Raw genomic sequence first — 25,312 nt, forward strand, 5'->3', positions numbered from 1 at the left:
GCCCTCCTATCGAGTGGTGATCCGGAACTGGCCCTGGCGCGTCACGCCCACCTTCACCTTCGTTACCGGCATGCCCTCGGCCATGCGCGCCAACAGCACATCGGCAACCGCCGGCAGCAGGCTGCCGTGCAGGATGCTGTCGACATTGCGCGCACCGGAATCGGTCTCGGTGCAGCGTGCCAGCACTGCCTGGACCAGCGCATCGTCCCAGCAGAATTCAGCGTGGTGGTTCTCGCTGATGCGCTGGCCGATCCGGCCCAGTTTCAACGCAATGACCTGGGCCAGCGCTTCGTCCGAAATCGGGTAGTACGGCACCACCTGCAAGCGCCCGAGCAAGGCCGGCTTGAAGTGCCGTACCAGTTGCGGCCGCAGCAGCGCGTCGAGTTCCTGCGGCGCCGGCAGCGGCGCATTGCCGCGGTTCAGGCAAGCCTGCATGATGGCGCCCGCACCCAGGTTGGCGGTAAGGACGATCACCGTGTTGCTGAAATCGACCATCTGCCCTTCCGAATCTTCCAGCATGCCGCGGTCGAACACCTGGTAGAACAGCTCCAATACATCCGGGTGGGCCTTGTCTGCCTCGTCGAGCAGCACGACGGAGTAAGGGTTGCGCCGCACCGCCTCGGTCAGCACCCCGCCTTCGCCGTACCCGACATAGCCGGGAGGAGAACCTTTCAGTCCCGCTACGCTGTGCGGTTCCTGGTATTCGCTCATATTGATGGTCACCAGCTTGCGCTCGCCGCCATACAGCAGCTCTGCCAGCGCCAGCGCGGTTTCCGTCTTGCCCACGCCGGACGGCCCGGTCAGCAGGAAGACGCCTTTCGGCCTGCGCGGATCATCGAGTCCGGCACGCGCAGTACGCATGCGCTGCACAATGGTTTCGACCGCATGCGGCTGGCCCAATACGCGCGACTCCAGCGCCGCCTTGAGCTGCTGTACGGTGCGGATCTCGTCGCGCAGCATGCGGCCAACCGGGATGCCGGTCCACGCCGCGACCACGCCAGCCACGACGTGACGGTCCACTTCCAGCGGCACCAAGGGTGTTTCGCGCTGGATCGCCTGCAGCTGCTGTTGCACCGTGGCCGCCGTAGCTGTATCGCCCTCCTGCCGCAGCGCGATGACGCGCGAGCACAAGTCGCGCTCACGCTCGTGCCGTGCGGCCAACTCCGCATGCCAGGCCTGGAGGCTGCCCCGCTCGTCGCGCAAGGCCGGCAGGGCCGAAGGCCCAAGGTCTCCGGCGCCGGAACTGGTCGTGGCGTCACGCTCCAGCGCCGCAATGCGCACGGATAGCCGCTCGATCTGGCAGGCGGCGTCCTCCAGCAGCGCCGGCAAGGCGCACTGTCCCAACGCTACCCGGGCGCATGCCGTATCGAGAACGCCGACCGCCTTGTCCGGCAATTGGCGGCTGTTGATGTAGCGATGCGCGAGCCGCACCGCCGCCGTCACGGCGTCGTCCCGCACGCGTACGCCGAAATGCCGCTCCATCAGCGGCACCATGGCCCGCAGCATCGCCGCGGCAGTGTCTTCGTCCGGTTCCTCGACCTTGACGACTTGAAAGCGGCGTGCCAAGGCGGCATCCTTCTCGAAAAAGCGCTTGTACTCACTCCAGGTGGTCGCGGCAATCGTGCGCAGCTCGCCGCGCGCCAGGGCCGGCTTCAGGAGGTTGGCGGCATCGCCTTGCCCTGCGTTGCCGCCGGCGCCGATCATCGTGTGCGCCTCGTCGATGAAAAGGACGATGGGATGCGGGCTGCGGCGCACCTCGTCAATCACGTTTTTCAGCCGGGCCTCGAACTCTCCGCGCACACTGGCGCCGGCCTGCAATAGCGCCAGGTCAAGTGCATGCAGGGCCACCTTGCATAGTGGCGCCGGCACCTCGCCGGCCGCAATGCGCAGCGCCAGGCCCTCCACCACTGCGGTCTTGCCCACGCCTGCCTCGCCGGTCAGGATCGGGTTGTTCTGGCGGCGGCGCAACAGGACGTCCATCAGCTGCCGCACTTCCGCAGCGCGGCCAATCACAGGATCCAGCTTGCCGTCACGCGCCAACTGGCACAGGTTGACCGTGTATTGCGCCAGGGCCGGAGCTGAAGGCGACGCAGCCTGCTGCGTGCCCGCGTCCTGCATCGCTACCTGCATCGCTACCGGCACCGCGGATTCCATGGATCCGGCGACATATTTCTCCATACGGTGCTTCAGGCCATCGACCGGAAAGCGCCCGAACAGGCTTGAACTGCGCGCCGCCTGCTGTGACAGCTCCGACTCGGTCAGCAAGGCAAGCAGCAGGTGGCAGCTCCGCACCTGGTCCGGTTGCGGCAAGGCCAGCGAGGCAATCAGCCAGGCGTGTTCCAACATCAATTGCAGGCGCCGCGCGAATACCGGAACTCGCGTGGCGGCGATGCGAAACCCGGCCAGCTCGCGCCGCAAGTCTGCTTCAAGTGCCGTTGCGCTGACGTCGCTCCGGCGCATGATCGCCAGCAGGTCGCATTCAGGCTGCTCCAGCAGCGCAAGCATCAGGTGCTCCACGTCGACTTCGCCATGCCCCATGCCGATCGCGATATTGGCAGCGCGGGTCGCGGCAGTGCGACAGCTGTCGTTCAATTTTCCAATCAGGGTTTTCAGTTGAATGCTCATGCAATGGCTCCGCGCTTGATGGAATAATGCAGCGATGACGGTTGCAAGGCGGCGCTGAAGCTGACGGCCTCATTCGCTCCATGCGCCCGCAACCTGCCGACAATGACGATATCAATGCGATTGACGGCGCCTGTGCGCTCCGCCAGTGTCACCTGCACATTGCATAGCCGCGGCTCGTACCGTTCAACCGCTAGGCGAATACTGCTGCAGATGCGCAGCCGGTCCTCGCTGCTGCTATGCGACAGGCTGGCGAAATCGGCCAGGCCGAAATTCAGCAGCGAGCATGCGCACTCCGGGTAGGACTGCAACAGCTGCTGCGACAGTGCGGTGCGCGTGTTAAGCAGTGCTTCCAGGTCGCGCGCCACGCTTTCCTTCAACTGCTCCTGCGACAGGAAACGCGCGCCGGGATGGCTTCCCAGCAGGCGATCCAGCAATCCCGGCCTGTAGCCGCCCATGCCGCACCTCCGAAAAAAAAACGGCTGCAGCACTTGCGCGCCGCAGCCGCAACTCCCTCCAAAATCATGCAATGCGGTTGGTGGCGAGATCCCAGCCGCCGGACGTATTCCCGCCCATGCCGCCCGAAACGCGCTGCTGTGTGTATTTCCAGCGCACTTTCGAGAATTTGAAACCCACCTCCTCGGTCAGGATATCGCCTTCGCTCACCGACGGTGACACGGCGCCAATCAGCACGTTATCGAGTTCGATTTCGAAGTACTTGACCCGCTCGCCCTGCGCATCGGCGCGCATGAACTCCAGCCTGGCCCTGGGAATGGTGCGGCCTGCGGAGCAGGTCTGCAGCAGGATCGGCGAGGCCAGGTCGGCCAGCTTGGTGATGACCACGTCGCGATGCTCGCAACGTTCTGCCGTGTGGCCGCCGCCGGTGGAGGACGTGGCCGAACGCGGTTGCTCCACCGACCAACTGACCGATTTGCACTCGATCCAGTCCTTATGACGGTCATCGGTCGACTCACCCTTGATGCCGTCGATATGCAGGTACACGTCAATTGCCATCGCAATACTCCTTTTCAGTAGTTGGTGGTTTGCGGCAGCTCCGCCACGAGGCGAAGGGATACGGTCAGCTCGTCGAGCTGGAAATGGGGCCGCAGGAAGCTGACGGCACGGAACACGCCGGGCCTGCCGGGCACTTCACTGACCTGGACCGACGCTTCGCGCAGCGGGAACTGGGCCTTCTGTTCCTGGCTGGCGTTATCGTCCAGCAGTACGTACTTCATCAGCCAACGGTTAAGGAAGTCTTCGACATTCGAGGCGGCGGCGAAGCTGCCGATCTTGTCGCGCATCATGGCTTTCATATAGTGCGCGATACGCGATACGGCAAAGATGTACTGCAGTTGCGACGACAGCACGGCATTGGCGTTGGCCGCGTCGGAGCTGTAGCGCATGGCCTTCTGGGCCGATTGTGCGCCGAAAAAGGCGGCGTAGGCGGTGTTCTTGCAATGGACCAGGGAAATGAAGCCAAGGTCACTGAGTTCTTTCTCGCGGCGGTCGGTGATCGCCACCTCGGTCGGGCACTTCAACGCCACCTCCCCTTCGTCCGTCTTGAAGGTATGGGTCGGCAGGTCGTCCACCAGGCCGCCGCCTTCCACCCCGCGGATGGCTGCGCACCAGCCAAATTCCTCGTGCGCCTTGGTCAATCTGGCGCCAAACGCGTACGCCGCGTTGCACCACAGGTATTTGTGGTGGTCGCGGCCGTCCACGTCTTCCACGAAAGTGAATCCCTCCACCGTGGTACCGTCAACTGGATTGAAGGGCAGGCGTCCTAGGAAGCGCGGCAGCGTCAGGCCGACATAGCGCGCATCTTCCGATTCGCGGAAGGCCTTCCACTTGGCATATTCCACGGTATCGAACACCTTGGCCAGGTCGCGCGGCTTGGCAAGGTCGCCGTAGCTTTCCAGCCCGAACAGCTCCGGCGCGGCGGCGCTGATGAAAGGCGCGTGCGCGGCGGCGGCCAGGTGCGACATCTGCTCGATGAAGTAAATGTCCTCCGGCTGGCGCGATATCTCGAAGTCTCCCAGCAGTGCCGCGTAAGGCGAACCGCCGAAGGTGCCGAATTCCTCTTCGTAGACTTTCTTGAAAATGGTGCTCTGGTCGAAGTCGAGGGCGCTCTGGAAGTCGCGTACCAGTTCGCGCTTGGTCGCGTTCAGCAGGCGGATCTTCAGTGATGGCCCGGTGGCCGTGCTGCACACCAGGTAATGCAGGCCGGTCCAGCTTTGCTCAAGCTTCTGGAACTCCGGGGTGTGCATGATGGCGCTTAGCTGGTCCGAGATCATGCGGTCCAGCTCCGCCACCCGTGCATCGATGGTGGACGAAAGGTTGTGCGACATGAGCACGGTGCCCTGCACCACTTGCCGCACCAATTCGCCGATGATGTCGCGGGCACGCGCATGCTCGCTGCCGGATTTGGCAACCTTGCTTTCCTCGACGATGCGGTCCAGCAGGTCGCCATCCTCCTCTACCACCGCCGCTGCTGTTGCCTTCATTTGCGCGCTCATTCAATCCTCCTTGGGCGCGATGGCCGCCAGATTCTCGGTGTTTTGCAGCACCTCGGTCAGCAGGTCTTCCAGCCGGTCGTTGCCTGCCAGCTTGTTGCGCAGGTCAGCGAGCTTGCTGCGTGCGTCCAGCAGCCTGCGCAAGGGCTCCACTTGGCGCACAATAGCCTCCGGGCGGAAGTCCTGCATGGAGCCGAAGCGCAGTTCTACCGGAAATTCGCCGTCCGCACCGAGGCGGTTGGGCACCTGGAAATTCAGCACGGGATTGACGCCGGCCAGCACTTCGTCGAAGTTATTGCTGTCGATATTGACGAAATTACGCTCTTTCAGGCGCTTTTGCGGCGCGGCAGGATTGCCGCCGAAGTCGCCCAGGACGCCGACCACAAAGGGAAGTTCCTTGTTTTCCAGGTCGCCGCCGACTTCAACGTCATAAGTCATCTGCACCCGTGGCGGACGCACCTTGCTCAAGCGCTTCTGCACGCTGTCACGATTAGCCATGGCCGGCTCCTATTTGAGTGCGCCGAAAGGATCGGCTGCGGTGGAAGGATTGGGCGCCGTGCGCGTTGCCGGCAGCTTGATGGGCGGCGCCGTCTTTTTCGGCTGCCGCACACCGCCGGCCACCGGAACGAGGACGTCTTCGCCGAGCGTGTTGCGCAGCGTGCGCGCCAGTTCCTGGGCTTCGCTGCGCACCGACCCGCCAAGATTGCTTTGCTGGTTCAGTTCGGCCAGGGAGCGTGTCGACAGGCGCAGCCCACTGACGGCAATGATGCTGAGGGCCTGCTTGTCTGCCGGGTCGCGTTGCAGCGCTTCCTGCGCCTGCAAGATGGCGTCGCTGTAGTTGCCGCGGTCGAAGCGCATCTGCGCCATTTGCAGCCACGGCGCTTTCTCGGAAGGGTAGCTCGCAGCGGCAGTCTTCAGCGCTGCGAAGGATCTCTCGTGCTGGCCCGCCGCTGCGGCGCGATCGGCATCGGCGAGCACTTTCTCAAGCGATTGATGGGCCGCCCTGTCGGCGCCTTGCAATGGTCCTTCGGTGGCGCATCCGGCCAGCATGGCCGCGCCAACCAGTACTGCCGTCAATGATTTGCGCATCGTTCCCTCCTTCCGCAAAGTGAAGGCCATTATTGAATCGATGCGCGGGTTCGCCATTGCGTTGTCGCAAAGGCCCCTGACATCGCCGCACCGCTGTTTGCGCCCGCGCAAACGCCGGCTGCACAGCGCCAGTTTTAATGGATACCTCAACCAAGGAGGCCGGCATGACATTACCTGCAAAGATCCTTTGGAGCGAAGGCCTGTTCCTGCGTCCGCAGCACTTCCAGCAGCAAGACCGTTATCACGAAGCGCGCATGCACGCGACTGTCCTGGCCGCGCAGCCGATGCTGTGGGGCGTGCAATCGGTGGAGTGGGACACGGCGGCACTGGCGAACGGCAAGCTGCGCATGCTGGCCCTGCGCGCAATCTTCCGCGAGGGCGAACTGTTCGACGCCCCCGCCAGCGATCCGCTGCCGCCAGCCATCGACCTCACGACCTTGCCGGCGGAGGTGCAGGAAATCTGTTATCACGCAGCCCTGCCGTCGCAGGAGTCCGACCGCTTCCAGCAGTCCGAGCGCGAGACGGCAGACCTGTTCAGCGATGCATTGCCCGCCGGCCTGACCTACCTGCGCAAGCAGGTACGGCTGGTGTCAGACCTGGAACCACGCGGCGCCTACGACAGCTTTCCTTTGCTGCGGTTGCGCCGCCTGGTCTCGGGCAGCTTCGAGATCGATCCATCACTCATGCCGCCATCCCTGTCCATCGGCGCAACGCCGCGGCTCAAGCTGCTGCTCGACCAGTTGATGGATGCGCTGCAGGCCAAGATCAACGCCTTGCAAGGCCACATGCGCGAACCAAGCCGCAATGTCATCGAGTTCCGCACCGGCGACGTATCGTCGTTCTGGCTGCTGCACACAGTCTCCACCTCGGCAGCGATCCTGCTCCACTTGCTGCGCCATCCTTCGCTTCATCCGGAGCGCCTGTACCAGGCCATGCTCGGCTTGGCGGGCGGCCTGATGACGTATTCGCGCCTGGTCCACCTTGGCAATCTGCCTTGTTACGACCATGCGGCACCGGGGGCCGTCTTCCTGCAGCTCGACGGCTTGATCCGCGAACTGCTCGACACAGTGATTTCGGCGCGCTACTTCGCCATCGCCCTGCGCGAAGAAAAGCCAGGCTACCATCTCGGCAAGCTCGATTCGGACAAGATCAGCACCGGCGCCACGCTCTACCTCGCCATCGCCGCGGCAATACCGCTGCTGGAGCTGGTTGAGGCGGTGCCGCTACGCGTCAAAGCAGGTGCGCCGGACGACGTCGAACAATGCGTTCTGTCGGCTATGCCTGGCGTGAAACTGGTGCACGCGCCACAGGTGCCTTCCGCCATTCCCGTGCGCCCCGACACTTGCTACTTCACACTCGAAAACCGGGGCGTGCTGTATGAGCAGATGCTCAAGGCGCAATCCATTTCGATCTACGTGCCCGCAGGGATCAAGGAACTGCGGCTCGAACTGCTGGTGGTGACAGCATGAGCCATTTCATCGAACGGCGCGCCGCTCCGCCGCAGCAACGCATCCCTGCCCTGGTGGACCTGATGCACGAGGGATTCCACATGCTTTCCCTGCTGCGTCATGGCAGCGCCCCGCCGGGTGAAGCGGAATTCGCGGGTGCGATCCGCACTTTCCTGGACGACTTCGGCAGTCAGGCACGCGACCTGCACATCGCGGCCGACGATATCGAGCACGCCAAATATGCCTTCTGCGCAGCCCTGGACGAAACAATACTGGCGTCCACGTTCCCCTTGCGGGACGCCTGGGAGCGCAGGCCGTTACAGTTGCTGCTGTTCGGCGACCAATTGGCGGGCGAGCATTTCTTCGACAAGCTGGAACAACTACGCCTGAAGGGTAGCGAAAGGCTGCAGGCGCTCCAGGTATTCCATATGTGCCTGCTGCTTGGCTTCAAGGGCCGCTATGCACTGGACGACGCCGATCGCCTCTCCTACCTGACCGCGCGCCTGGGCGACGAGATAGCGCACCTGCGCGGCAAGGATAAGGGCTTTGCCCCGCGTGCGGCGCGGCCGGACAATGTCGCACACAAGCTGCAAAGCAATGCTCCGCTCTGGATCGCGGGCGGCGTATTCTCCTTGGCGGCATTGGCCTCGTTCGGCGCCATGCGCTATTCGCTCACCAGCTCGACCGGCGCCGCACTGGCTGCCTACCAGGACGTGGTCAAACAGCCGCCGCGCCCTGCCACCCTGACAATGACGCTGCCCTAGTCCGCCACGCGGAACTCAATGCGCCGGTTGCGGGCGCGTCCTTCCGCACTGGCATTGTCGGCCAACGGCTGGTCCGGCCCGGCGCCGGCCACCGCAATGCTGGCCGCGGCAATGCCCTTGGCCGCCAAATAGCTGCGCACAGCAGCGGCGCGGGCCAGGCTGAGCGCCAGGTTGGCCTCGCGCGCGCCGGTATTGTCGGTGTGGCCGATGACCTCCACCTTGCGCCCGCCGATCTGGCCCAGCGCTGCCGCCATTTCATCGAGGATCTGCATCCCGGACGGACGCAGCACCGCCTGCCCGCTTTCGAACTCGATGATGCGCCGCGCCAGCGCAGTATCGAGCACCTTTTGCGCCGGGGCGTTGACGCGCAAGCCATTGCTGATCGTGTAGGTCGGATTGAGGCTGTTGGCCAGGTCGCCCGCCACCTGCTGCCGCAGCGCCTCGTTTGCGACATCGCCGCGAATCCCCACGCGGTTGCCTTCGACCGTCAATTGCCCCTGGCTGACCTGCTTCAGCGGTTCACCGAGCAGCTTTTGCATATGCGCGCTCCAGTTGGGCGGTGCCACCACGCTGCCGACTGCAATCTGGTCCACGACCCGGGCGCCGCCGTACAAGGCGCGGGCGCGCTGCAGGATGGCAGCCTTGGTCGCTTCGTCGGGCACCGTGCCCGCCACGACGACCGGCGCAAGCTGCGCGAAGGCTGGCGTACAGGCCAGCAGAGAGACCAGGGCCGACTTGCGCATGGCGGGCTCCTTTGTCAGCAAAAGGTTTCGTGGAACAGTTGAATGGCAACGGGCAGGCCAAGCTGTCCTTGTTCCAGGCAGGCCGACAGGCGCTGCAAAGGTGCCTCGCCATGCACGGCGCCTTCCGCCCAGGCGCAGTCGCCGAGCACCACCATGTTTTCCTGCACCGACTCCGGATCTATCACGGAGAACAGGCTGGCCGGGTTGGCGCCATCCAAGCCAAGCACCAAGGATGGCTGGCCTGCGACGGGCCCGAGGAACATGGCGATTTCGAGGTCCTGGCGCGCCAGCAGCGGCGCGGCAAGCGACATCCAGAATGCGGCGACCGGTGCCCGCAATACCGCTTGGCGCGGCAAAGGCAGGGCCAGGCAACGCGAAGTCACCGGTGCACCCTCGCGCAGCGGCGACAGCAACAAACCCAATGCAAGCAACAGGTTCCGCGCCGGCACGCCCCCGGACGGCCCGGCAAGCGAGTCTTCCAGGCTGGCCAGGCAGGCGCCCGCCATGTAGTCCTGCAGGGCGGCCTCGGCCAGCGACGATTCGGTCAAAGGCACCGGCGAGATGCCGTCGACCGGCCGCACGGCGGCGCCAGTTGCCGCGCCGGCCGCGATAGCAAGGCCTTCCCAGGCTGGTGCCAATGCCAATGGGCTACAGGGAAGGAAGTCGCGCGGCTTTACGATATGGTGCACGGCCATGCAGGTGAACGGGAAGCGGCGTGCCGACTGGTCCCGGCTGGCCAGCAAGTGCCCGCAGACCACCTGGCGTGAACGCGTTCCGATAAACGCGAAGTCCAGCGGAGGGCATGCATCATAATGCTGGCGCCAACGCGGGTTGGCTGCCAGGCGCTGCATGACAGCGGCCAGCCACTGGTCCATCAACTCCACCAGGATCTGGTCGCCTGGTGAACGCACAAAGTCGCCGCATCCTGGCAGCTTGCCGAAATAGGCAATGCGCTGCATTCGCACGTTCATGGCGCGGTTCCTTTGCCGACCACGGTTTCGGGCAAGCGCATGCCACGGAAGCCTGTCTCGCCCTGGGTACTACCCGGCGCGCTGGTGATACGCAAGTCCACCGTGATTGCAACGCCCCCGCTGCTCCAGCGCAGTTCGTGTACACCCTCTTCCTTTCGCGTGCGAACCGCGGAATCGATCATCCTGCGCAAGCCGGCGGCGCCGCTTTCGCTGAACAACTCCACCACCTTGCCTTCCGGTGTCACGCCACTGATTCGCACGCCGCTGCTTCCTTGCGGCCCCGGGTAGACCATGTTCGCCCATTGCGGCACGCTGTTGCGGAATCGCAGCAACTGGCCATCGATCTCAATCGAGTACTCCACCAAGCCGCCGGCGGCATGCGGCAAGAGCTGGAATACCGTCTGCGTCGTCGAAGCCACGCCGCCCGCCGCCACCGGCGCCATCCAGGCAGGAAAACGCTGCAAGGTCTGCGCAGTGAAGCTGATGCCCATGTCGGCCCAGGTGCGCGGCGCCAGCACGTCGCCGCGCCGCACGACCAGCGTACCCAGGGAATTGGCGACAAACTTCGCGATCGCGCCCTCCGGCCCGAACACCTGGCCGATTTCCGCCTGGCTGGCTTCCGCGCTGCCGGCCGGGGCGAACGGGAATTTTCCCGCCAGCGTACGGCTGAATGGCTCAATCACCTGCGCCTGCCAGGTCTTGTTGATCTCGGCTTCCGCCGGCACCACCAGCCCCGCGAAGACTTGTATCAGCGGTCGGACCAGGAGCGGCCGGATGGCCTGCCTCTGCGCATCGCCCAGGCCTGCCATCATCTGCTCATCTACATGGCGCAGTGCCTCGGAAAGCTCCGAGCCGGAACCCTCCAGCGTTTGCTGCATCAGCTGCCTGGCGCCCGGGCCCGGATCACCCTGGTTGCGGATGCCATTGAGACGCGCCCGCAGCCGCGAAAGATGCTCAAGGTAAGTCCGCATCAGGGAACCATCCTTGTCGCGGACTGCCAGCAATCCCGCCACCGGTGCGAATTCGCGGCCCAGCGCGCCGGCTTGCGGCAGCGCAGCCGCGACGGCGCCTGCAGCCGGCGCGCGTTCAAACAGGCGCGCCTTGAACCAGTGCGCCAAGCCCTTGTCGGCCTGTTGCACACTCACCTTCGCCAGGCCCGGGTTATCCCAACCTGTCTGCGTCACTACCGTGGTCCATACTTTCAGCAGCGGGGAGATGGCTGGATCACCCAGGCGATTCATGGCGTCGGCCGTGCGCTGGAAATCGGGCATCGCAGCAATCACGACTCCTTGCAGGAAGGCTTGCCACTCCTTGGCGTATTCGGCCTTGTAGGTATCGGTCAGCGCCTTTTGCACCTGCTCGGGGCTGCCCTCCAGCGTCAGGTCGGTACGCTCCGCCGTTTTCAACACCCAGTCGCTCGATTGCAGCGCATTGTTGGCAGCCTCGCGGATGGCGGTACGGACATAACCCTCCCACGCCTCGCGCGTGAAAGCGCCGGATACGGCATGGCTACCCTGCACCAGCTCCCGATCCTGCTCGCCGACAACGCGCGCCACCGTCATCGCCGGGTAGCGGGTGCTGGCGCGTGCCTTGATCTCGGCATAGACGCGCTCGCGCGCTGTCATGCCGCGCACGACTTGCCGCAACTGCTCGCGCGCCGCATCGACCATCGCGAGCTTGGGTTCAAGGCGCGGCCAGGCGGGATCGTTCAGCTGCGCAAGGTAGAACGCCAACAGGCCTTCCGCGCTGCGCAATAGCTGTTCGCGCGGCATCGCGCCGCGGTTGCTCTCCAGCCAGTTGCGCCAGTGGCGCGTGAGCTGGTCGCCCAGGTGGCCGGTTTCGGCGTGCGATTTATCGGCCAGCATCAGGTAGGCCTTCAGCGCGTTGTAGGAGTCCTCGACATTGCCCGTCTCGCGTTGGCCAAGGGCGAACAATTGCGTCTCCAGGCTGGCCGCAACGGGCTTGAGCAGGATTTCGTTCATGCCCTTGAGGTATTCGCTGCGCAGCTTGCGGCCCAGCGCACCGCCCTGGTACATGCCCATGCCCAGCAACCAGGGCGACTCGCGGTCGAGCTTATCCAACTGTTCGATGCGGTCCTGCAGTAGTTGCAGGGCTTCCAGGCGCGATTGCAAATCAGGGCGCTGCGCCTGCAGTCTGACCGCCTTGTCCAGGTCCGCCGCCGCATTGGCAACCAGTTGCGCGTTGCCGGAATACGACCAGGTCCAGGCGCCCAGTGTCGCGCCGAGAAGCAGGATCGCGCACGCAAAGCCGCCATTCCGCAGCAGCAGTTGTTTGCGTGTCGCATACTGGGAGACCAGGTCCTTGTCGGCGAAGATCACTTCACGGAACAGCCGGGGCAGGAAATAGCCCGCCTGCCCACCCATGCGCGGCGGGGCATCGGCTGGCCGCGTCAGCCCAAAGCGCTGTGCGACACGCAGCGACTGTGCACACAGCGGCTGCCCCTCCTGCAGCGCACTGGTGAAGTAGTACCCCCGGAACAATGGACGAAACTGGAAAGGATTGTCTTCGAACAGCGTGGCGAGGAACGCCTTTAACGGTGCACGCAAGGCTGCGAACTCGAGAGGGAAAGTATGCACACCGGCCGGCACCAGTTCGCGGCGGCGCTGGGACATGGTAGCGATGCCCATTTCTCGCAGCCCTTCGCAAAGTTCTTCAAAGCTTTGCTCGAAAAATGCCAGCATGTCGCCGCAGCCGGCCTTCTGCTTGAACGGCATGGTTGCCCCCCACGGCCGCTCGCGTTCCACCGCCTCCGCATGCATGAAGAAATCGGCAAAGCCGGCTACCAGGTCGGCCTTGGTGAACATGACATACACCGGCGCAAAGATTTCCAATTTTTCGATCAGGTCCTGCACCCGCTGGCGCAGGCTTCGCGCGAGCTGCATCACCGACTCCGTGTCGTCGCCGCGCAACTCGGCGATGCTCACCGCGATGACGATGCCATTGACAGGCGCCCGTGGCCGGTGCTTTTTCAACAATCCAAGGAAACCATGCCACTCCTCCCGGTCTACCGCCTGCACCGCGTAACGGCCGGCGGTGTCGAGCAGGATGCCTTCCGCGGTAAAGAACCAGTCGCACTGGCGCGTGCCGCCGACGCCCTGGATCGCCTTCGGATCGGCAAACGGAAACTGCAGTCCGGATTGCGTGATCGCGCTGCTTTTACCGGCTGCTGGATTGCCAATCACCATATACCACGGCAATTCGTACAATGCGCGCGCCCCGGTTGCGCGGCCAAGGCGCGAATTCCTGATCGTGCCGACCGCTTCCAGCATTGCGCTGCGCACCGCATCCAGGTCGGCTTCGGCGCGTGTTGCGGCTGGCGGTTCCGGCTCGGCTTCTCGCCGACGCGCGAGGTAGCGGCGGGTGCCCCATGCCGCCAGCGCCAGCGCGGCGACTGCCGCGATGCCGGCCACCGCCCACACAAGCGCAAGTTGCAGGAATTCGGCACCGAGCAAGAACAGCCCGGCCAGTAACGCGAAGGCCAGTATGTTCAGGGTGCGCCTGTTGGTGAGCAGGTACCAGGTTCGTTGCAGCATGATTGACTGGAAAAGGAAGGCAGGTTGGCCGATGTTGCCACCAAGCTGAGCGAAGCCCCTTGAGCCGGCTCAAGCCCCGGTGTCGCGTGTGCGCAATTCAGTGTGGCCAAAGTCCATCATGGTCCAGCGCCCTCCCCACACCATGCCAAGCGCTTCCGCAGCCTCGCCATATAATTGGTAGCCGCGCATGGCCCATGGATCACGCTCGCTGATCACCAGCTTTCCTTCTCGAACAAAGGCGCAATCCGCAGCCAGTCCAAACTGGTGGAAGCTCTGGAAGGCGCGTGCATTGCTGACATGGCTGCCTGCCGCAGCCAGCCTGTCCTGGCGTTCGGCGCTGCGGTAACCCTCCAACAACGCCATCTGGTAGCCGTGCCGTTCGCGCATCAGGTTGAACACCAGCAGCAAGCGCCGCGCAAAGTCCTTGTCGAGGAGCTGCCAGTCGCGGTCGGCCTGCGACAGCATTGGCCGCAGCAGTTCCACTTCCGCCGCCGAAAAAACCAATGGCGGCAATGGCAGCGGGGGCACCAGTTGTTCGCCTTGCAGCAAAGCTGCGACTTGCGGATCGACCGCGCGGCCGCTGTCTTCAAACTCCGGCAACATCTGCTGCGGCCGCAGCAAGCGCACCAGGGCCGCTGGAGTGCCGGCCAGCACCGCAGTGCCGGCACCGATCAATAGCATGCGCCGCTGGCGCAGGCTGGGCCGTCGCTTGGGTGGAAATAACAACAGCCAGCCGGCGGCACTTGCCACCACGAAGACGCCCGCAACGATAAATGGCAGCATGGTGCGATCCATCAATACGAAAGCGCATACGGCACGCGACACTTGAATCCTATGCCGCCACGCAATCGGACGGGGCGAGCGAAATCAAGCTTTAGGAGGACTTATGCGGCCGGACTTGTTTGCGAGCCCCGCACTGCGGGATGATCGCCATCGCATCCTGGCGCGGTTGGCGAATGGCGGAAGCATCCCCTCCCCGGCACGCCATTGGATTCCGTGGGCCCCGCCGCAGCGCGCACGCCTTGCGGCAGTGGCCACGCTGCTGGCGACCGGCGCTGCAGCCTGGGTGTGGCTGCAGAATGCTGGGCATGCGCCTTCGCCTGAACCGCCCCGAGATTCGCCAATGCACGCCGAGCTTCCGGCGATGCCCGCATCGATCAGCGCGGCCCGCGAGGACGTGCAATCCGAGGCCGCGACGATCATCACAGCCACGCCCCCGCCAACACCGGCTGCCTTATCGACCGGTGCGGCGCCAAGCCAGGTGGCTGCCAAACCCGCGGATTCGAAGCCGGCACATTCGCGCCCCGTCAAAGTGGCCGGCGCACCGCGCAGGCAGCAAGCCGCTGACGCAGTACCGGAGAGCGACGAAGACGTGACTCTGCTGACAGCGATGCTCAAGCATGCCAAGCCGCAGCAGCCTCCGTCTACGGTTACGTCACCAAAAGATTGATGAACGTCGCCATGGCCTGCAACGTTGTCTCGGGCTGTTCGATATGGGGACTATGACCGCAACCGGGCAACAGCAACTGGCGAGCGCCAGGCGTGCCCCCTTCAATGGCATCCAGTTGTGCGGCGGAGCCATAATGATCGTCGCTGCCTTGCATCGCCAGCAAAGGACAAGCAATCGCCGGCAGCAGGTATTCGATATTCCACTGTCTGAACCACGGTGCCAGCCAGGTATCGGCCCAGGAAGAAAACACCTGCTCCGCCTTTTCGCCATGATAACGCGCCAGCGCGCGCATCTTGCCCGGGCTATGGGCAGCCAGCACAATGTGGATGCCTTCGATGGTGACGTCTTCCACAAACACGTGCGCAGCAGCGGTGATCACGCCGCGCAGGCCTGGCGGTCGTGCCGCCGCATAGATCAGCGCAATGCTGCCGCCATCCGAGTGCCCTACAACGATATGCTCGCGGCCCGGCGCCAGCCGCTCCATCAGCGCCGGCAATTCAACCAGCGCAAACTGGTGCAGGTAATGGATGCTGCGCAGCGCAGGCTGCGGCGAAGACCGGCCGTAACCCTGGCGCTCGTAGACCAGCCCTGCGCAGCCGGTGGCGGCGCACAGGCGTTCCGGAAATTCCTTCCACATGCCGATGCAACCCAGGCCTTCATGCAGGAACACCATTAGCGGCTTGGTCGGATCGCCTTCGATCAGCTCATAGTTCAGCTGCGCGCCAGCCAGTTCGAGCATCGGCATGTTCCGCTCCTAGCGCAAGGCGAAGTCGGCGCGTCCCGCCACACCGGCTTTAGGCGCCACCAGGAAAATACGCTCCGGCGCGACCTGCCCCTGCGCCACCAGCCAGTCTTTGGCCACCTGCGCGCGGCGATTGCCGAGCGTGATGAAATCGTCCTGGTCAAGGGTGATATTCGCGAGCATCAGCTTTTCCATCTCTTCCGAAGGCAGCGCCTTGGCAAAGCCGAGGGCATTGCGCGGCTTGACGAATTTCTCGTCCTTGTAAGCACGCTCCAGCAGGGCCGCGTATTCTGCCTTGGCCACCACTACTCCGCCTGCCGGCAGTTCGCTGCTACGCGCTTGCAGCTCACGCGTCTTGAGCTGGCGCAGCTTGCGCTCCAGTGCCACGTGTTTAAGGGCATCCGCTTCCGCCGCATCGTCGAAGCGGCCGGTGATGTCCAGCTTCAAGCCGGGGCGTTCGGTCAAAGCCTTGGCCAATGATTTCAGCTTGCCTTCCGATGCCGGCAGCAGTGCCGAACGACCCTGGTCAAATTCCAGCATCGACAACTCTTCTCCTCCGCCGAACAATGAGCCGATCAGGGCGAATGGCGAAGTGACCGTTTTCAAGATAGCGTTGCCGATCACCTTGAGGATGATGCCACCCAGCGAGAATTCCGGATCGTCCAGCGAGCCGCCAATCGGCACATTGATGTCGATCACGCCGTTACGGTCGCTCAGCAGGGCCACCGCCAGGTTGACAGGCAGCTTGGTGGCGTCCGGATTGGTGCTCTCCTTGCCGAAGGTAAGCTGGTCGAGCACCAGGCGGTTCTCCGCCTTCAACTGGCGGTTTTCCAACGCATACGACACCTCAAAGGTCATCTTGCCTTTCTCAATGCCGTAACCCACATATTTATCCGCGTAAGCCGAGAGCTGCGACAATTCCATGCCGCGCACCTCGGCGCGCAAATCAAGCGAAAGCTCCTGCTTCAGCGGATGCACGCGCCCGGCGATCAGCAAAGGCGCTCCGCTGACGTTGCCGCGCAGGTCAACGTTTGCGTTATGCGCCGGGTCGGACGACAAGCCTGTCACAGTCCCGCCCAACTCTTTCAGGTTGGCCGTGTAGTTCGGCTTGATGAAGTTGTCGGTAAAGCGTACGCGCCCACCGGACAGCACCAGCTTGCCGATCCGGATTGGCGGCAGCGGTTCGGCGGGTCTTGCCGGCGTCGCCTTTGGCGCCGGTGCGGTGGCCGCAGGCGGCGCAGCCTGCGCCACCTCTTTCGCCCTGGCTTTGGCGTCCTTGACCGCCTGCGCACGCGTCCCGGCCTCGGTCAGGCTCTTGCCCTCTTCGCCCTCCTTGCGCGTCACGTCCTGCACGTTCAGGCGCCCATTGGGGTCGATGATGACGCGGGCAAAGAAGTCGTCCAGCATCACGCGATCGATATTGAGGGCGAACGGCTTGAAGTTCACGTCCATGCCGCCGAAGGCAAGCGACTTCCAGCTCAGGAAGTCATTCGAGCTCGATTTGTCGACGGTCGACAAACGGCTCACGCTGACGTCCCCCTTGAAGCCGCCGCCCACGCTACCGTCCTTGCCGGTTTCAAGCCGCAATTGCGCCTTGCTGGAAACGGCCGCCTGCAACAGGCGCAGGTTCACATAGTCCGTCACGTAGGGCTGCAAAGGCAGCAGGTCGAAATTCTTCAGGTCCAGGGCCAGGTCGGCCTTGAGCGGGGATGGCGCCAGTTGGCCTTTGACTTCCAGTTCGCCTTTGTTGACGACAGTCTTCAGCGCCACCTCGGCAGACGCGCCGGGGGCGTTGGAATAGCCTTCAATAGTCAAGGACAGCGGAGACAAGTTGAAAATGGTCGGCTCGGCGCGAAGATCCTCCCGCAGCTTCGCTTGCCAGTCGCTGATTTCCAGCTTGCCGACCTTGATTTGCATCGGCTCTTCGTCCGCAGCCTTGGTATCCGGTTTGCCGTTGGCAGCCTTGTCCGCCAGCTTGCCTTGGTGGACATCGATTTCCGCACTGTCCGAAATGACGGATGCAATATCGAGCGTGCGCTTGCCGCCATCGAAAGCGATGTCCTGCACCAGCACCCCGAATTTAGCCAGGTCGGCCCGCAGGTTGCCCTGCGGGGTATCGTCCACATAGCGCAGCGCCGCACCGGTGACGGCCAGCTCCTTGAGCAGCACCACCGGCCCGGCGCCCGCCGGCTTGGCGGCAGGCGCAGGTGCCGCCGCCGGCGAAGGCGCAGCAGCGGGGATCAATTGGCCGAGGTTCAGCATCCCATCCTTGCTGCGCTTGACATCCAGCTCCAGGCCATCGATGCCGACCTTCGCAATCTCGAATCGCTGCCCCAGCAAATCCAGCTTGCCCAGCTTGACCTTCAAGGCATCCAGCTTGGCAAGCTGCGTGCCATCCAGTTGCTGCAACTGCGCACCCGACAGGGTAGCCTCGCCGCCCAGCACCAGCGACGCCGGCTTCTCTTTCGGTTGCACCACGGTCAAATTGAGCTGCGCCTCAAGGTGCGCCGACGGCAGCTTGAAACCCGGCTTGAACGGTAGGTAACCGAGGTAATTGGTCAGGTCGACCTTATCCAGCTTGAGGTCCAGCGCATAATCCTTCGGCTCCGCGAACGGACGCACCTTGCCCTTCAAGAGCAGCGGCGCGCCGTTGATGTCGGCACTGAACAGCGGTTCAACAAAGATCGTCACATCCGCCGGCAGCGAGGATACGAACGGCAGGCCCAGTTTCAGGTCTTTCACCTTATGCGTCACGCCGGCAGGTTTGTCCTCGAAGGACAGGCTGCCATCTTCCAGCTGGATATTGTTGACCGAGAAGCGCGCCGGCTCAGGCGACGGCGGCTGGCTCGCGATCAATTTCAGGATATCGTCGATGTTGTAGCGGTTGTCGGCATCGCGCGCCAGATGCACATACGGCTTGGTCAGGCGAACTTCCTGAACCACGGGCGCCATGCGCCTGACGGACTGCCACGACAAGTCGGCGCCCAGCCGGTCAAAACTGGCAAAGACGGTGCTGCCATCCTGCTCCATCATCTTCAGGCCGCGCACCGAGGCGGCCAGCGTGAATGGATTGAAGGAGACTTCCTCAATGCTGAGCTGGCGATGCAATTTTTCCGAGGCTTGTTTGGCCGCCTGCGACTTGACGATGGCCGGTACGGCCAGGAAGCCGATGCCGGTGTAAGCAAGCAGCAGCCCGGCCAAGGTGCCGGGAACAAGATATTTCAATGGTGGGATCTTCATAACCCGCTATTGTAATCGCACACGCCCTGCGGGAATATCCGTGACAACCATGCCTTTTGTGCATCATTGAAGCTCACCGCAGCCCCGTAAGTCCCGTCAGTATAGGCTTTCTCGAGAGGCTTCAACCGGCATTTGAAGGTGTCGCCACGAATGGATTCGCCCGCCACCATGCGTGGGCTGCTGTGGATCGGGAAGGCCTGGGTGCATGCGCCCGGCGTGCCGCCATCCAGGATGCCGCGCCAGGCGTCGGGGCCCGACGCTAGCACGACGCCGGCGCTGTCTACGCAGCGGTCGGCGAATTCCGCCGGCGCGCTGCCGCTGGCCAGATATTTGTCCAGCACCGACACCGCCGTCATCACCTGCACTGCCAGGTCGGCATCCGGCCTTACAAACCAGACAACCTGCCGCTTTGCCTCGCCCGGATTGGCCGCCAGCAGCCGCGCGCGAACGGAGAAAGCCTGCCGCGCATTGTGCATGTCCAGCTCCGCCTCACGATAGGGGCGCAAGTCGATCATCGGAATGCCAAGCTGCTTGCCGGTGAAAACATGGCCGGAGTCGAATGCCGCACGAATCGCCTTCTGATCGCCCTCGCGCCGCTGCGCCGGAATGCCGACCGGCTCGCGGCAGGTCGTGCTACGGTGCATATTCGCCGAATCGAATGGATCGCTGTCCAGTTTGTACTGCACGAAGTCGCGCTGCTCCTTCCAGCTTCCGACGCAGGCATTCAGCCGCAGGAACTCATTGGCATCGAGCTTGCCCGACACCAGCGCCGCAAGGCCGTACTGCACGCCCACGTTGTCCAGCGGGATCGGAGCGAATCCTTCGGCATCCGTGCCATAGAATTCTTCCAGGTCGTTCCAGTGCGTCCACTTTACCTTGGCGAAGACGTTCGGCGCATAGCCATAATAGGTGATGGCCTTATCGAATTTATTGTCGCGGAAGTGCGGGTTCAGCACCGACGGCATCGCAAAGCGCCAGCCGTTGATGCATTCGGTCGTGCCGGGCTTGCCCGTGAAGGGATTTTTCGCGGTATCGCTGGCATTCATGCCCTGCACCAGCGACTGGCGGCTCCACGTCGCCCACGGCGATTTCGGATCGCGCGCCACCTCGTCGCGGAAATACTGCCCCAGCAAGGGACAGTCGGAAATCGGAATCGACTGCGTCACCATGTCGGGAAACGACTGCACCGGAATTCCCGCATCGAACAGGCCGGGGCGGTTTTGCGCGAACAGATACTGCTGCACCGCGCCGCCAGAGCCGCCGATGCCGATCGTATAAACTGGCTGGCCATACTTCTCGGCGAAGTAAGCCTTGGTTTGCGCCGCCGTCTCCTCGGCAAGCCGCATATTGTAGTGAACCCCGCTCTCGTTGCCGGACGAATTGGCAATCGCATAGCCCTCCGCCAGCAGCTTCGGCATCAGTTGTTTCTCCGAGCTATTCAGCTTGTCGTTGAACCATATGGCCGTGCCCTGCTGGTGACCGATGCCGACACCACCGCGCATCCAGTAAACCAGCTTGCGGTTCCAGGGCGCCCGCTCCAGCATCGCAATCGTGTAGATGAAACGGTTGATGGTTCCAGCTTCGACCCGTACCACAAACGGAATGCTCTCGCCATTGGCGACAACCGTTTTCATGTCGGCCGGCGGCGTCTTGTAGCCGTTCTCGACATCGAACGTCTTGAAGCCCGAGCCGTTGAAATAGAAATGCTGGATTCGCGGCTTGATGTCACATTGGCTGCTGTAGCCAAGCACCTTGCCTGCGTTGTCGCGCACAGGATGCCCGATGCCTTGATGGTTATCGACCAAAGGCTGGCCAAGCCCCGATTCCATCGTCCGGCAGATAAAGGGCTGCTGCTGGTGTCGAAGCTGGTGCTGCAGGTGCTGGGGCAGGTCCTGCTGCACCTGCGCTTGCTCGTGTTGTTGCGGGGTGCTGCATCCTGCCAGGGTGATAGCCGCTAGAACGGCCAATATCCGAGCTCTCATGGCGCCTCCTCCTTGGCAAGCAGTGTAACGCGGCTATAGCGCTCGTGCCTACCGCTTGCCCGACAACTCCTGCGGCCGATACCACAATTCACTGCGCGCCAACGGAGTTTGCGGCGGCAGGCCGGGGTTGGGTATGCGGAACAGGCGGCGGCGCGCCAGGCCGGAACGCTTGATCAACGCCCCTTTATAAGTCATAAACAGCGCCTGCAGCGAACCATCGTTCACCATGGCCTCCAGGCCCGCCTCCAGCCGGTTCGCCAACACCTCCCCTGCAGCGTCGCGGCGCGTGAAGAAGTAGCGCGCCAGCGGGTAATAAAGCGCGATGCCCGGCTCGACCTCAAAACCAAAGCGCTGGTGCCGTTCATCGTATTCGCTCAGGGCTTCGTCGGCCGAGCGCGACAGCGCGTCGAAGCGTTTCACCTCCAGCATGGAGAACAAGCCGTCGTAATTATTCCCTTCCACCACCTTGAAGCCGCCGGCCTCCAGGATGCCGACATCGACCCAGCCTTTGCCCTGACCAATGCTAAAGCGACGCAACTGGTCGAGCGATTTGACCTCGGCAAATTTGGGCAAGTCTTCATGGCGCACCAACAGCAGGCGGTAGCCGATCAGGCCACGGTCAACCGGTATCCGCACGGGACGGAATTGCTGCTCCAATTGTGCCGACGTGGCGCGCACAAAAACATTGATGGCGCCAGCTCCTGCAGCTTCGGCAGTCACCCGCGCGGGCGACATATATTGGCGGGCCTGGCGCAATTCGTAGGGGCCGAACCGGCCACGCGTCTTCTCGAGCGCGGTGCGCAACACCTCCCAGTCATACAGGTAGCGGCTGTCTTGCGCGGACTCGGGGCGCGGGTAAACCACCAGTTGCGGAGCCTTTGCAGGGTCTGCAACTGCCGCCCGCATCGACAACAGGGCCAGGATTAGCAGGCCGGTCTTCTTCATGCTAGTGAGCTTAACCCGAAACGAAGAACTTGACTAGAATGGAATTCTAGAACAATATTCTAGACATGATCCAAGTCGACCGAAAATCCGCCATCCTGTCCGCCGCCCTTGCCGTGTTCTCTGAAAAAGGGATCGAGGCGACATCGATAGAAGACATCCGCCAGAGCAGCCAAGCGTCGGTGGGCAGCATTTATCATCACTTCGGCAATAAGGAAGGCATCGCCGCCGCCCTGTTCGCACAGGGGCTCGACAGCTACTGGCAGCAGATCAAGGAAAACGTGGCCCAGGCCAGCAACGCGGAATTCGCCATTCACGCCATTGTCAGCACCCATCTGAACTGGATTGTGCAACAGCCCGACATGGCGCGCTTCCTGTTTGCGCGGCGCCAGGCGGTGAGCGCCGAGCATGACGATGCCATCCGCCAGCGCACCGCGGCGCATTTCAAGGAAGTCTTCGAAAAACTGAAGCCCTGGTTCAAACAAGGCGTACTGCGCCGGCTGCCCATCGAACTGTACGGCCCCCTGCTGCTCGGCCCCTCACAGGAACTGGCGCGTAACTGGCTGGGCGGGCGTATCGGCTTCAACCCGCTCACTGCCATCGATGAACTGAGCAGCGCCGCCTGGCGTACGCTGGCCACCAATCCAGCCCTCACCGGCGTCTCTTACGGAGTATCCAAACCATGAGCGCCAGCCGCTTCACGCTAACAACCCACGACGGCCAGCAACTTGTCGCCTATCGCCACGAGCCATCGCAAGCGCCGCGCGCGCAAGTAGTGATCGCACCCGGCATGGCGATTCCACAAGGCTTCTACGCCACCTTCGCCGCGTTCCTGGCAAGCCTGGGCTACCGTGTGTGGACTTTCGATTATCGCGGCATGGGCGAATCGCGTGAAGGCTCACTGCGCCGCTGCAGGGCTGACATCACCACCTGGATCGCGATTGACCTCGAGTCAGTAGTGCAGCACGCCACGCAGCAGGATGCCACGCTACCGCTGTTCTTGCTCGGCCACAGCCTGGGCGGCCAGACCGCCCCACTGCTGCCGTCCATCCGCAAGGTCGCGGGCCTGGTCAACATTGCCGTTGGCAGTGGCGCGACGCGCCACAACCATCCGCGCGTGCAGCGTACCGCACCGCTGCTGTGGTACGTGCTGACGCCGCTGCTATGCAGGCTGCTTGGTTACTTCCCCGGCAAGCGCATTGGCATCCTTGGCGACATTCCGCGCGGCGCAATGATGCAATGGCGCCGCTGGTGCCTTACGCCGGACTACCTGCTCACCGGCGAACCCGGTGCGCGCGAAGCCTACGCCAGCGCCAGCTTCCCCGTGCTTGGCCTCACCTTCAGCGATGACGAACTACTGCGCGAATCGGGTTCGCGCATGCTGCACGAGGCTTACACCAGCGCCAAGGTCGACTATCGCGTACTCAATCCAGGGACTTTCAACCAGGAGCGCATCGGCCACTTCGGTTTCTTCCGCCCGCACCAGGAAACAGTACTGTGGCCGCTGGTTGGCGAGTGGCTCGACCAGCACTGCTGATTACTGGGCCAGTACGCCCGGCAGGATAGCTTCCATCGCATGTTCAAGCGCCGTGCGGACGTTCTTGACTCTATCAGCACCGGTCATCTTGTTGAAGGTCTCCATACCGTAAGAATCGTCCGAAGGACGGGCAATAATAAAGGACTGCTTCGCCGTCCCTTCTCCCACCACTTTCAAGGAATCCGCCTCGACCAGTCGCGCGCGCACATAGGCAAATGGCGCAACCATGCCGCGTGACGAAGTATCGTCGCTCCTGTTGATGGTCCGGATCATGTCATCGACATAAAAGCCCAAGCCTTCCAGCGCACTGCCTCCAACAGTTGCGTCAATCAGCTTGATCGCAGCAATGCCGCGGAATTTACTGATCACGATGGCGTGACTCACACCCTGCTCTTTCAACAGGCTTTTCAGGTACTCGCGATCTTCCACATACTGTTCGGGATGTTCGAACATACCATTCTGGGCGCTGTACAGGCCCTTGTCCTGCGTCGTCATCAGGCTCAATTTCGCATTCGGCAGCAATTTAAGCAGCGACGCGCGAGCAGCGATGATCGCAACCTGGTCGAATACCGGATCTTCAACCGTAAGCACTTCAACAGGCGAACTTTCCGTCCGGCTTCCAACCTGATGTCGCTGCGCGTGGAGGGCGAGGCTGTTGCCGACCAAAGAGAGCACGGCAATGCTGCGGATCGGCGCGGTTTCGGCCTGCACGTTCATGCCCGCCAACACCAGCAGGACGGAAAGGGCAGCTTTGGCAGTGGACATTCCTGGAATCCTTATTGATTTCTAACGTCGCAACATTATATCCAGTAGAGTTGGCAACTTGTTAAAATCTGGCGCATGAATGCCTCTTCCATCACCTACGCTGTTGAAACGAACGTCGGCGTCGACGAATTCCGCGATCTCTTGAACGCATCCGGCCTGGGCCGGCGCCGCCCGGTGGATGATGCCGCGCGGTTGGGTGCAATGCTGTCGAATGCCAACCTGATCCTGGCCGCGCGCAGGAATGGAGAATTGGTCGGCATCGCCCGCGCCATGACGGACTTCTCGTTCGCCTGCTACCTGTCCGACCTTGCCGTCAGCGACCAGGCGCAAGGACAAGGAATCGGTGCGCGCCTGATCGAAGAAATGCGCGCGCATCTCGGCCCGACCGTCAACCTCATACTCAGTTCGGTGCCAGAAGCGGTTCCCTTCTATCAGCGCATCGGCATGGCCGCTTTGCCTGACTGCTTCTGGTACCGGCGCGAGTTCTAATGCCAGCGCAGATGTCACTGACACTCACACGGAAAACGGTATGATCCGCGGCTCCACCATTCACATTCGCCACATCCACAGTAGCGACCGGGCCTTGCTGGCGCCCCTGTTGAACGACCATGACCTGCGCGGCGAGTATTTGCCGAGCGCCCTGGTTTCGCCTTCGGAACTGGAGAGAAAGTTCGCCGGCGACGGCGTCGCCAACGATGCCTTTACGCGCCTACCGATAGTTGATTCCGAATCGGACCGGACCATCGGTAGTCGGCCCTGAACAATTGAACGGAGCCTGATTCTGAAGGCGAAACGCCTGAAAAACACTGCTGTAATTTGCAAGGTTTCGTTAGAATAGAGGCAATTCCTTGCAGATTTCAGAGGGGCAGATGGGACCAAAGCCAGTCGGACCGCAAAGCAATGACATGTTTCGCCAACGGCTAGACGAGTTGGTGAACCCGCAGCACCCGCTG

At 63.0% G+C, this 25,312-nt stretch carries 22 protein-coding genes; 7 read left to right on the forward strand and 15 right to left on the reverse strand.

Annotated features, from left to right (window positions below; translation table 11 throughout):
• Positions 1–6: 6 nt before the first annotated feature.
• From tssH to BM269_RS26815, 6 genes are all read right to left on the reverse strand, one after another.
• Positions 7–2,625 carry a type VI secretion system ATPase TssH gene (tssH, locus tag BM269_RS26790; protein ID WP_090444853.1) on the reverse strand — a complete coding sequence of 873 codons (2,619 nt, stop codon included), beginning with the start codon at positions 2,623–2,625 and terminating at the stop codon, positions 7–9.
• Complete coding sequence (tssE, locus tag BM269_RS26795; protein WP_090444856.1) at positions 2,622–3,080, reverse strand: type VI secretion system baseplate subunit TssE; 459 nt, start codon at positions 3,078–3,080, stop codon at positions 2,622–2,624. The genes tssH and tssE overlap by 4 nt, the downstream gene beginning before the upstream one ends.
• Before the next feature lie 64 nt (positions 3,081–3,144).
• Positions 3,145–3,636, reverse strand: a complete 492-nt coding sequence (locus tag BM269_RS26800; protein WP_090444860.1) for an Hcp family type VI secretion system effector — start codon at positions 3,634–3,636, stop codon at positions 3,145–3,147.
• Between the two features lie 14 nt (positions 3,637–3,650).
• Positions 3,651–5,135: a type VI secretion system contractile sheath large subunit gene (gene tssC / locus BM269_RS26805; protein ID WP_090444863.1), complete on the reverse strand. Its 1,485-nt coding sequence runs from the start codon at positions 5,133–5,135 to the stop codon at positions 3,651–3,653.
• On the reverse strand, positions 5,136–5,630 hold the full coding sequence (gene tssB, locus BM269_RS26810; protein WP_090444866.1) for a type VI secretion system contractile sheath small subunit: 495 nt from the start codon (positions 5,628–5,630) through the stop codon (positions 5,136–5,138). It lies immediately after the preceding gene.
• A gap of 9 nt (positions 5,631–5,639) precedes the next feature.
• The gene (locus BM269_RS26815; RefSeq protein ID WP_090444869.1) at positions 5,640–6,221 is read right to left on the reverse strand and encodes a hypothetical protein; all 582 of its coding nucleotides are present in this window, start codon (positions 6,219–6,221) and stop codon (positions 5,640–5,642) included.
• A gap of 164 nt (positions 6,222–6,385) precedes the next feature.
• On the opposite strand from BM269_RS26815, the gene tssK reads away from it, so the two are divergent.
• A complete protein-coding gene (gene tssK / locus BM269_RS26820; RefSeq protein WP_090444932.1) occupies positions 6,386–7,690 on the forward strand; it encodes a type VI secretion system baseplate subunit TssK in 1,305 nt (434 codons plus the stop codon).
• The gene (icmH, locus tag BM269_RS26825; protein ID WP_090444872.1) at positions 7,687–8,433 is read left to right on the forward strand and encodes a type IVB secretion system protein IcmH/DotU; all 747 of its coding nucleotides are present in this window, start codon (positions 7,687–7,689) and stop codon (positions 8,431–8,433) included. Before tssK ends, icmH begins: the two co-directional genes overlap by 4 nt.
• On the opposite strand, the gene BM269_RS26830 is transcribed toward icmH, so the two are convergent.
• From BM269_RS26830 to BM269_RS26845, 4 genes are all read right to left on the reverse strand, one after another.
• Positions 8,430–9,176: an OmpA family protein gene (locus tag BM269_RS26830; RefSeq protein WP_090444875.1), complete on the reverse strand. Its 747-nt coding sequence runs from the start codon at positions 9,174–9,176 to the stop codon at positions 8,430–8,432. The two genes, icmH and BM269_RS26830, sit on opposite strands and share 4 nt — an antisense overlap.
• Positions 9,177–9,190: 14 nt before the next feature.
• Positions 9,191–10,147, reverse strand: coding sequence for a type VI secretion system-associated protein TagF (gene tagF, locus BM269_RS26835; protein ID WP_090444878.1), 957 nt, complete (start codon positions 10,145–10,147; stop codon positions 9,191–9,193).
• The gene (tssM, locus tag BM269_RS26840; protein ID WP_090444881.1) at positions 10,144–13,701 is read right to left on the reverse strand and encodes a type VI secretion system membrane subunit TssM; all 3,558 of its coding nucleotides are present in this window, start codon (positions 13,699–13,701) and stop codon (positions 10,144–10,146) included. The genes tagF and tssM overlap by 4 nt, the downstream gene beginning before the upstream one ends.
• Before the next feature lie 69 nt (positions 13,702–13,770).
• Entirely contained in the window at positions 13,771–14,484 is a 714-nt protein-coding gene (locus tag BM269_RS26845; RefSeq protein WP_090444935.1) for a M15 family metallopeptidase, read from the reverse strand.
• Positions 14,485–14,599: 115 nt separating this feature from the next.
• Between BM269_RS26845 and BM269_RS26850 the strand changes: the two genes are divergently transcribed.
• Positions 14,600–15,151, forward strand: a complete 552-nt coding sequence (locus BM269_RS26850; protein ID WP_139232883.1) for a hypothetical protein — start codon at positions 14,600–14,602, stop codon at positions 15,149–15,151.
• On the opposite strand, the gene BM269_RS26855 is transcribed toward BM269_RS26850, so the two are convergent.
• The 4 genes from BM269_RS26855 to BM269_RS26875 form a co-directional block, all read right to left on the reverse strand.
• Entirely contained in the window at positions 15,132–15,896 is a 765-nt protein-coding gene (locus BM269_RS26855) for an alpha/beta fold hydrolase (RefSeq protein WP_090444888.1), read from the reverse strand. The two genes, BM269_RS26850 and BM269_RS26855, sit on opposite strands and share 20 nt — an antisense overlap.
• A 9-nt stretch (positions 15,897–15,905) precedes the next feature.
• On the reverse strand, positions 15,906–19,133 hold the full coding sequence (locus BM269_RS26860; RefSeq protein ID WP_090444891.1) for a DUF748 domain-containing protein: 3,228 nt from the start codon (positions 19,131–19,133) through the stop codon (positions 15,906–15,908).
• Positions 19,130–21,034, reverse strand: coding sequence for a DUF6351 family protein (locus BM269_RS26865; protein WP_139232884.1), 1,905 nt, complete (start codon positions 21,032–21,034; stop codon positions 19,130–19,132). Before BM269_RS26865 ends, BM269_RS26860 begins: the two co-directional genes overlap by 4 nt.
• 129 nt (positions 21,035–21,163) lie before the next feature.
• Positions 21,164–22,060, reverse strand: coding sequence for a type 2 periplasmic-binding domain-containing protein (locus tag BM269_RS26875; protein WP_229204813.1), 897 nt, complete (start codon positions 22,058–22,060; stop codon positions 21,164–21,166).
• Between the two features lie 65 nt (positions 22,061–22,125).
• On the opposite strand from BM269_RS26875, the gene BM269_RS26880 reads away from it, so the two are divergent.
• Complete coding sequence (locus BM269_RS26880; protein ID WP_090444900.1) at positions 22,126–22,743, forward strand: TetR/AcrR family transcriptional regulator; 618 nt, start codon at positions 22,126–22,128, stop codon at positions 22,741–22,743.
• Positions 22,740–23,594: an alpha/beta hydrolase family protein gene (locus BM269_RS26885; protein WP_090444903.1), complete on the forward strand. Its 855-nt coding sequence runs from the start codon at positions 22,740–22,742 to the stop codon at positions 23,592–23,594. The genes BM269_RS26880 and BM269_RS26885 overlap by 4 nt, the downstream gene beginning before the upstream one ends.
• Here BM269_RS26885 and BM269_RS26890 read toward each other — a convergent pair whose 3' ends face one another.
• Positions 23,595–24,359 carry a hypothetical protein gene (locus BM269_RS26890; protein WP_090444906.1) on the reverse strand — a complete coding sequence of 255 codons (765 nt, stop codon included), beginning with the start codon at positions 24,357–24,359 and terminating at the stop codon, positions 23,595–23,597.
• A 75-nt stretch (positions 24,360–24,434) separates the two neighbouring features.
• Here BM269_RS26890 and BM269_RS26895 point away from each other — a divergent pair, with 75 nt between their 5' ends.
• Together BM269_RS26895 and BM269_RS26900 are read left to right on the forward strand one after the other, a co-directional pair.
• Entirely contained in the window at positions 24,435–24,848 is a 414-nt protein-coding gene (locus BM269_RS26895; RefSeq protein ID WP_090444909.1) for a GNAT family N-acetyltransferase, read from the forward strand.
• A gap of 40 nt (positions 24,849–24,888) precedes the next feature.
• The gene (locus BM269_RS26900; RefSeq protein ID WP_090444912.1) at positions 24,889–25,119 is read left to right on the forward strand and encodes a hypothetical protein; all 231 of its coding nucleotides are present in this window, start codon (positions 24,889–24,891) and stop codon (positions 25,117–25,119) included.
• The last annotated feature ends 193 nt before the right edge of the window (positions 25,120–25,312 follow it).

Origin of the sequence: Duganella sp. CF458 (assembly GCF_900113115.1) — a bacterium.
Lineage (GTDB): Bacteria > Pseudomonadota > Gammaproteobacteria > Burkholderiales > Burkholderiaceae_D > Rugamonas.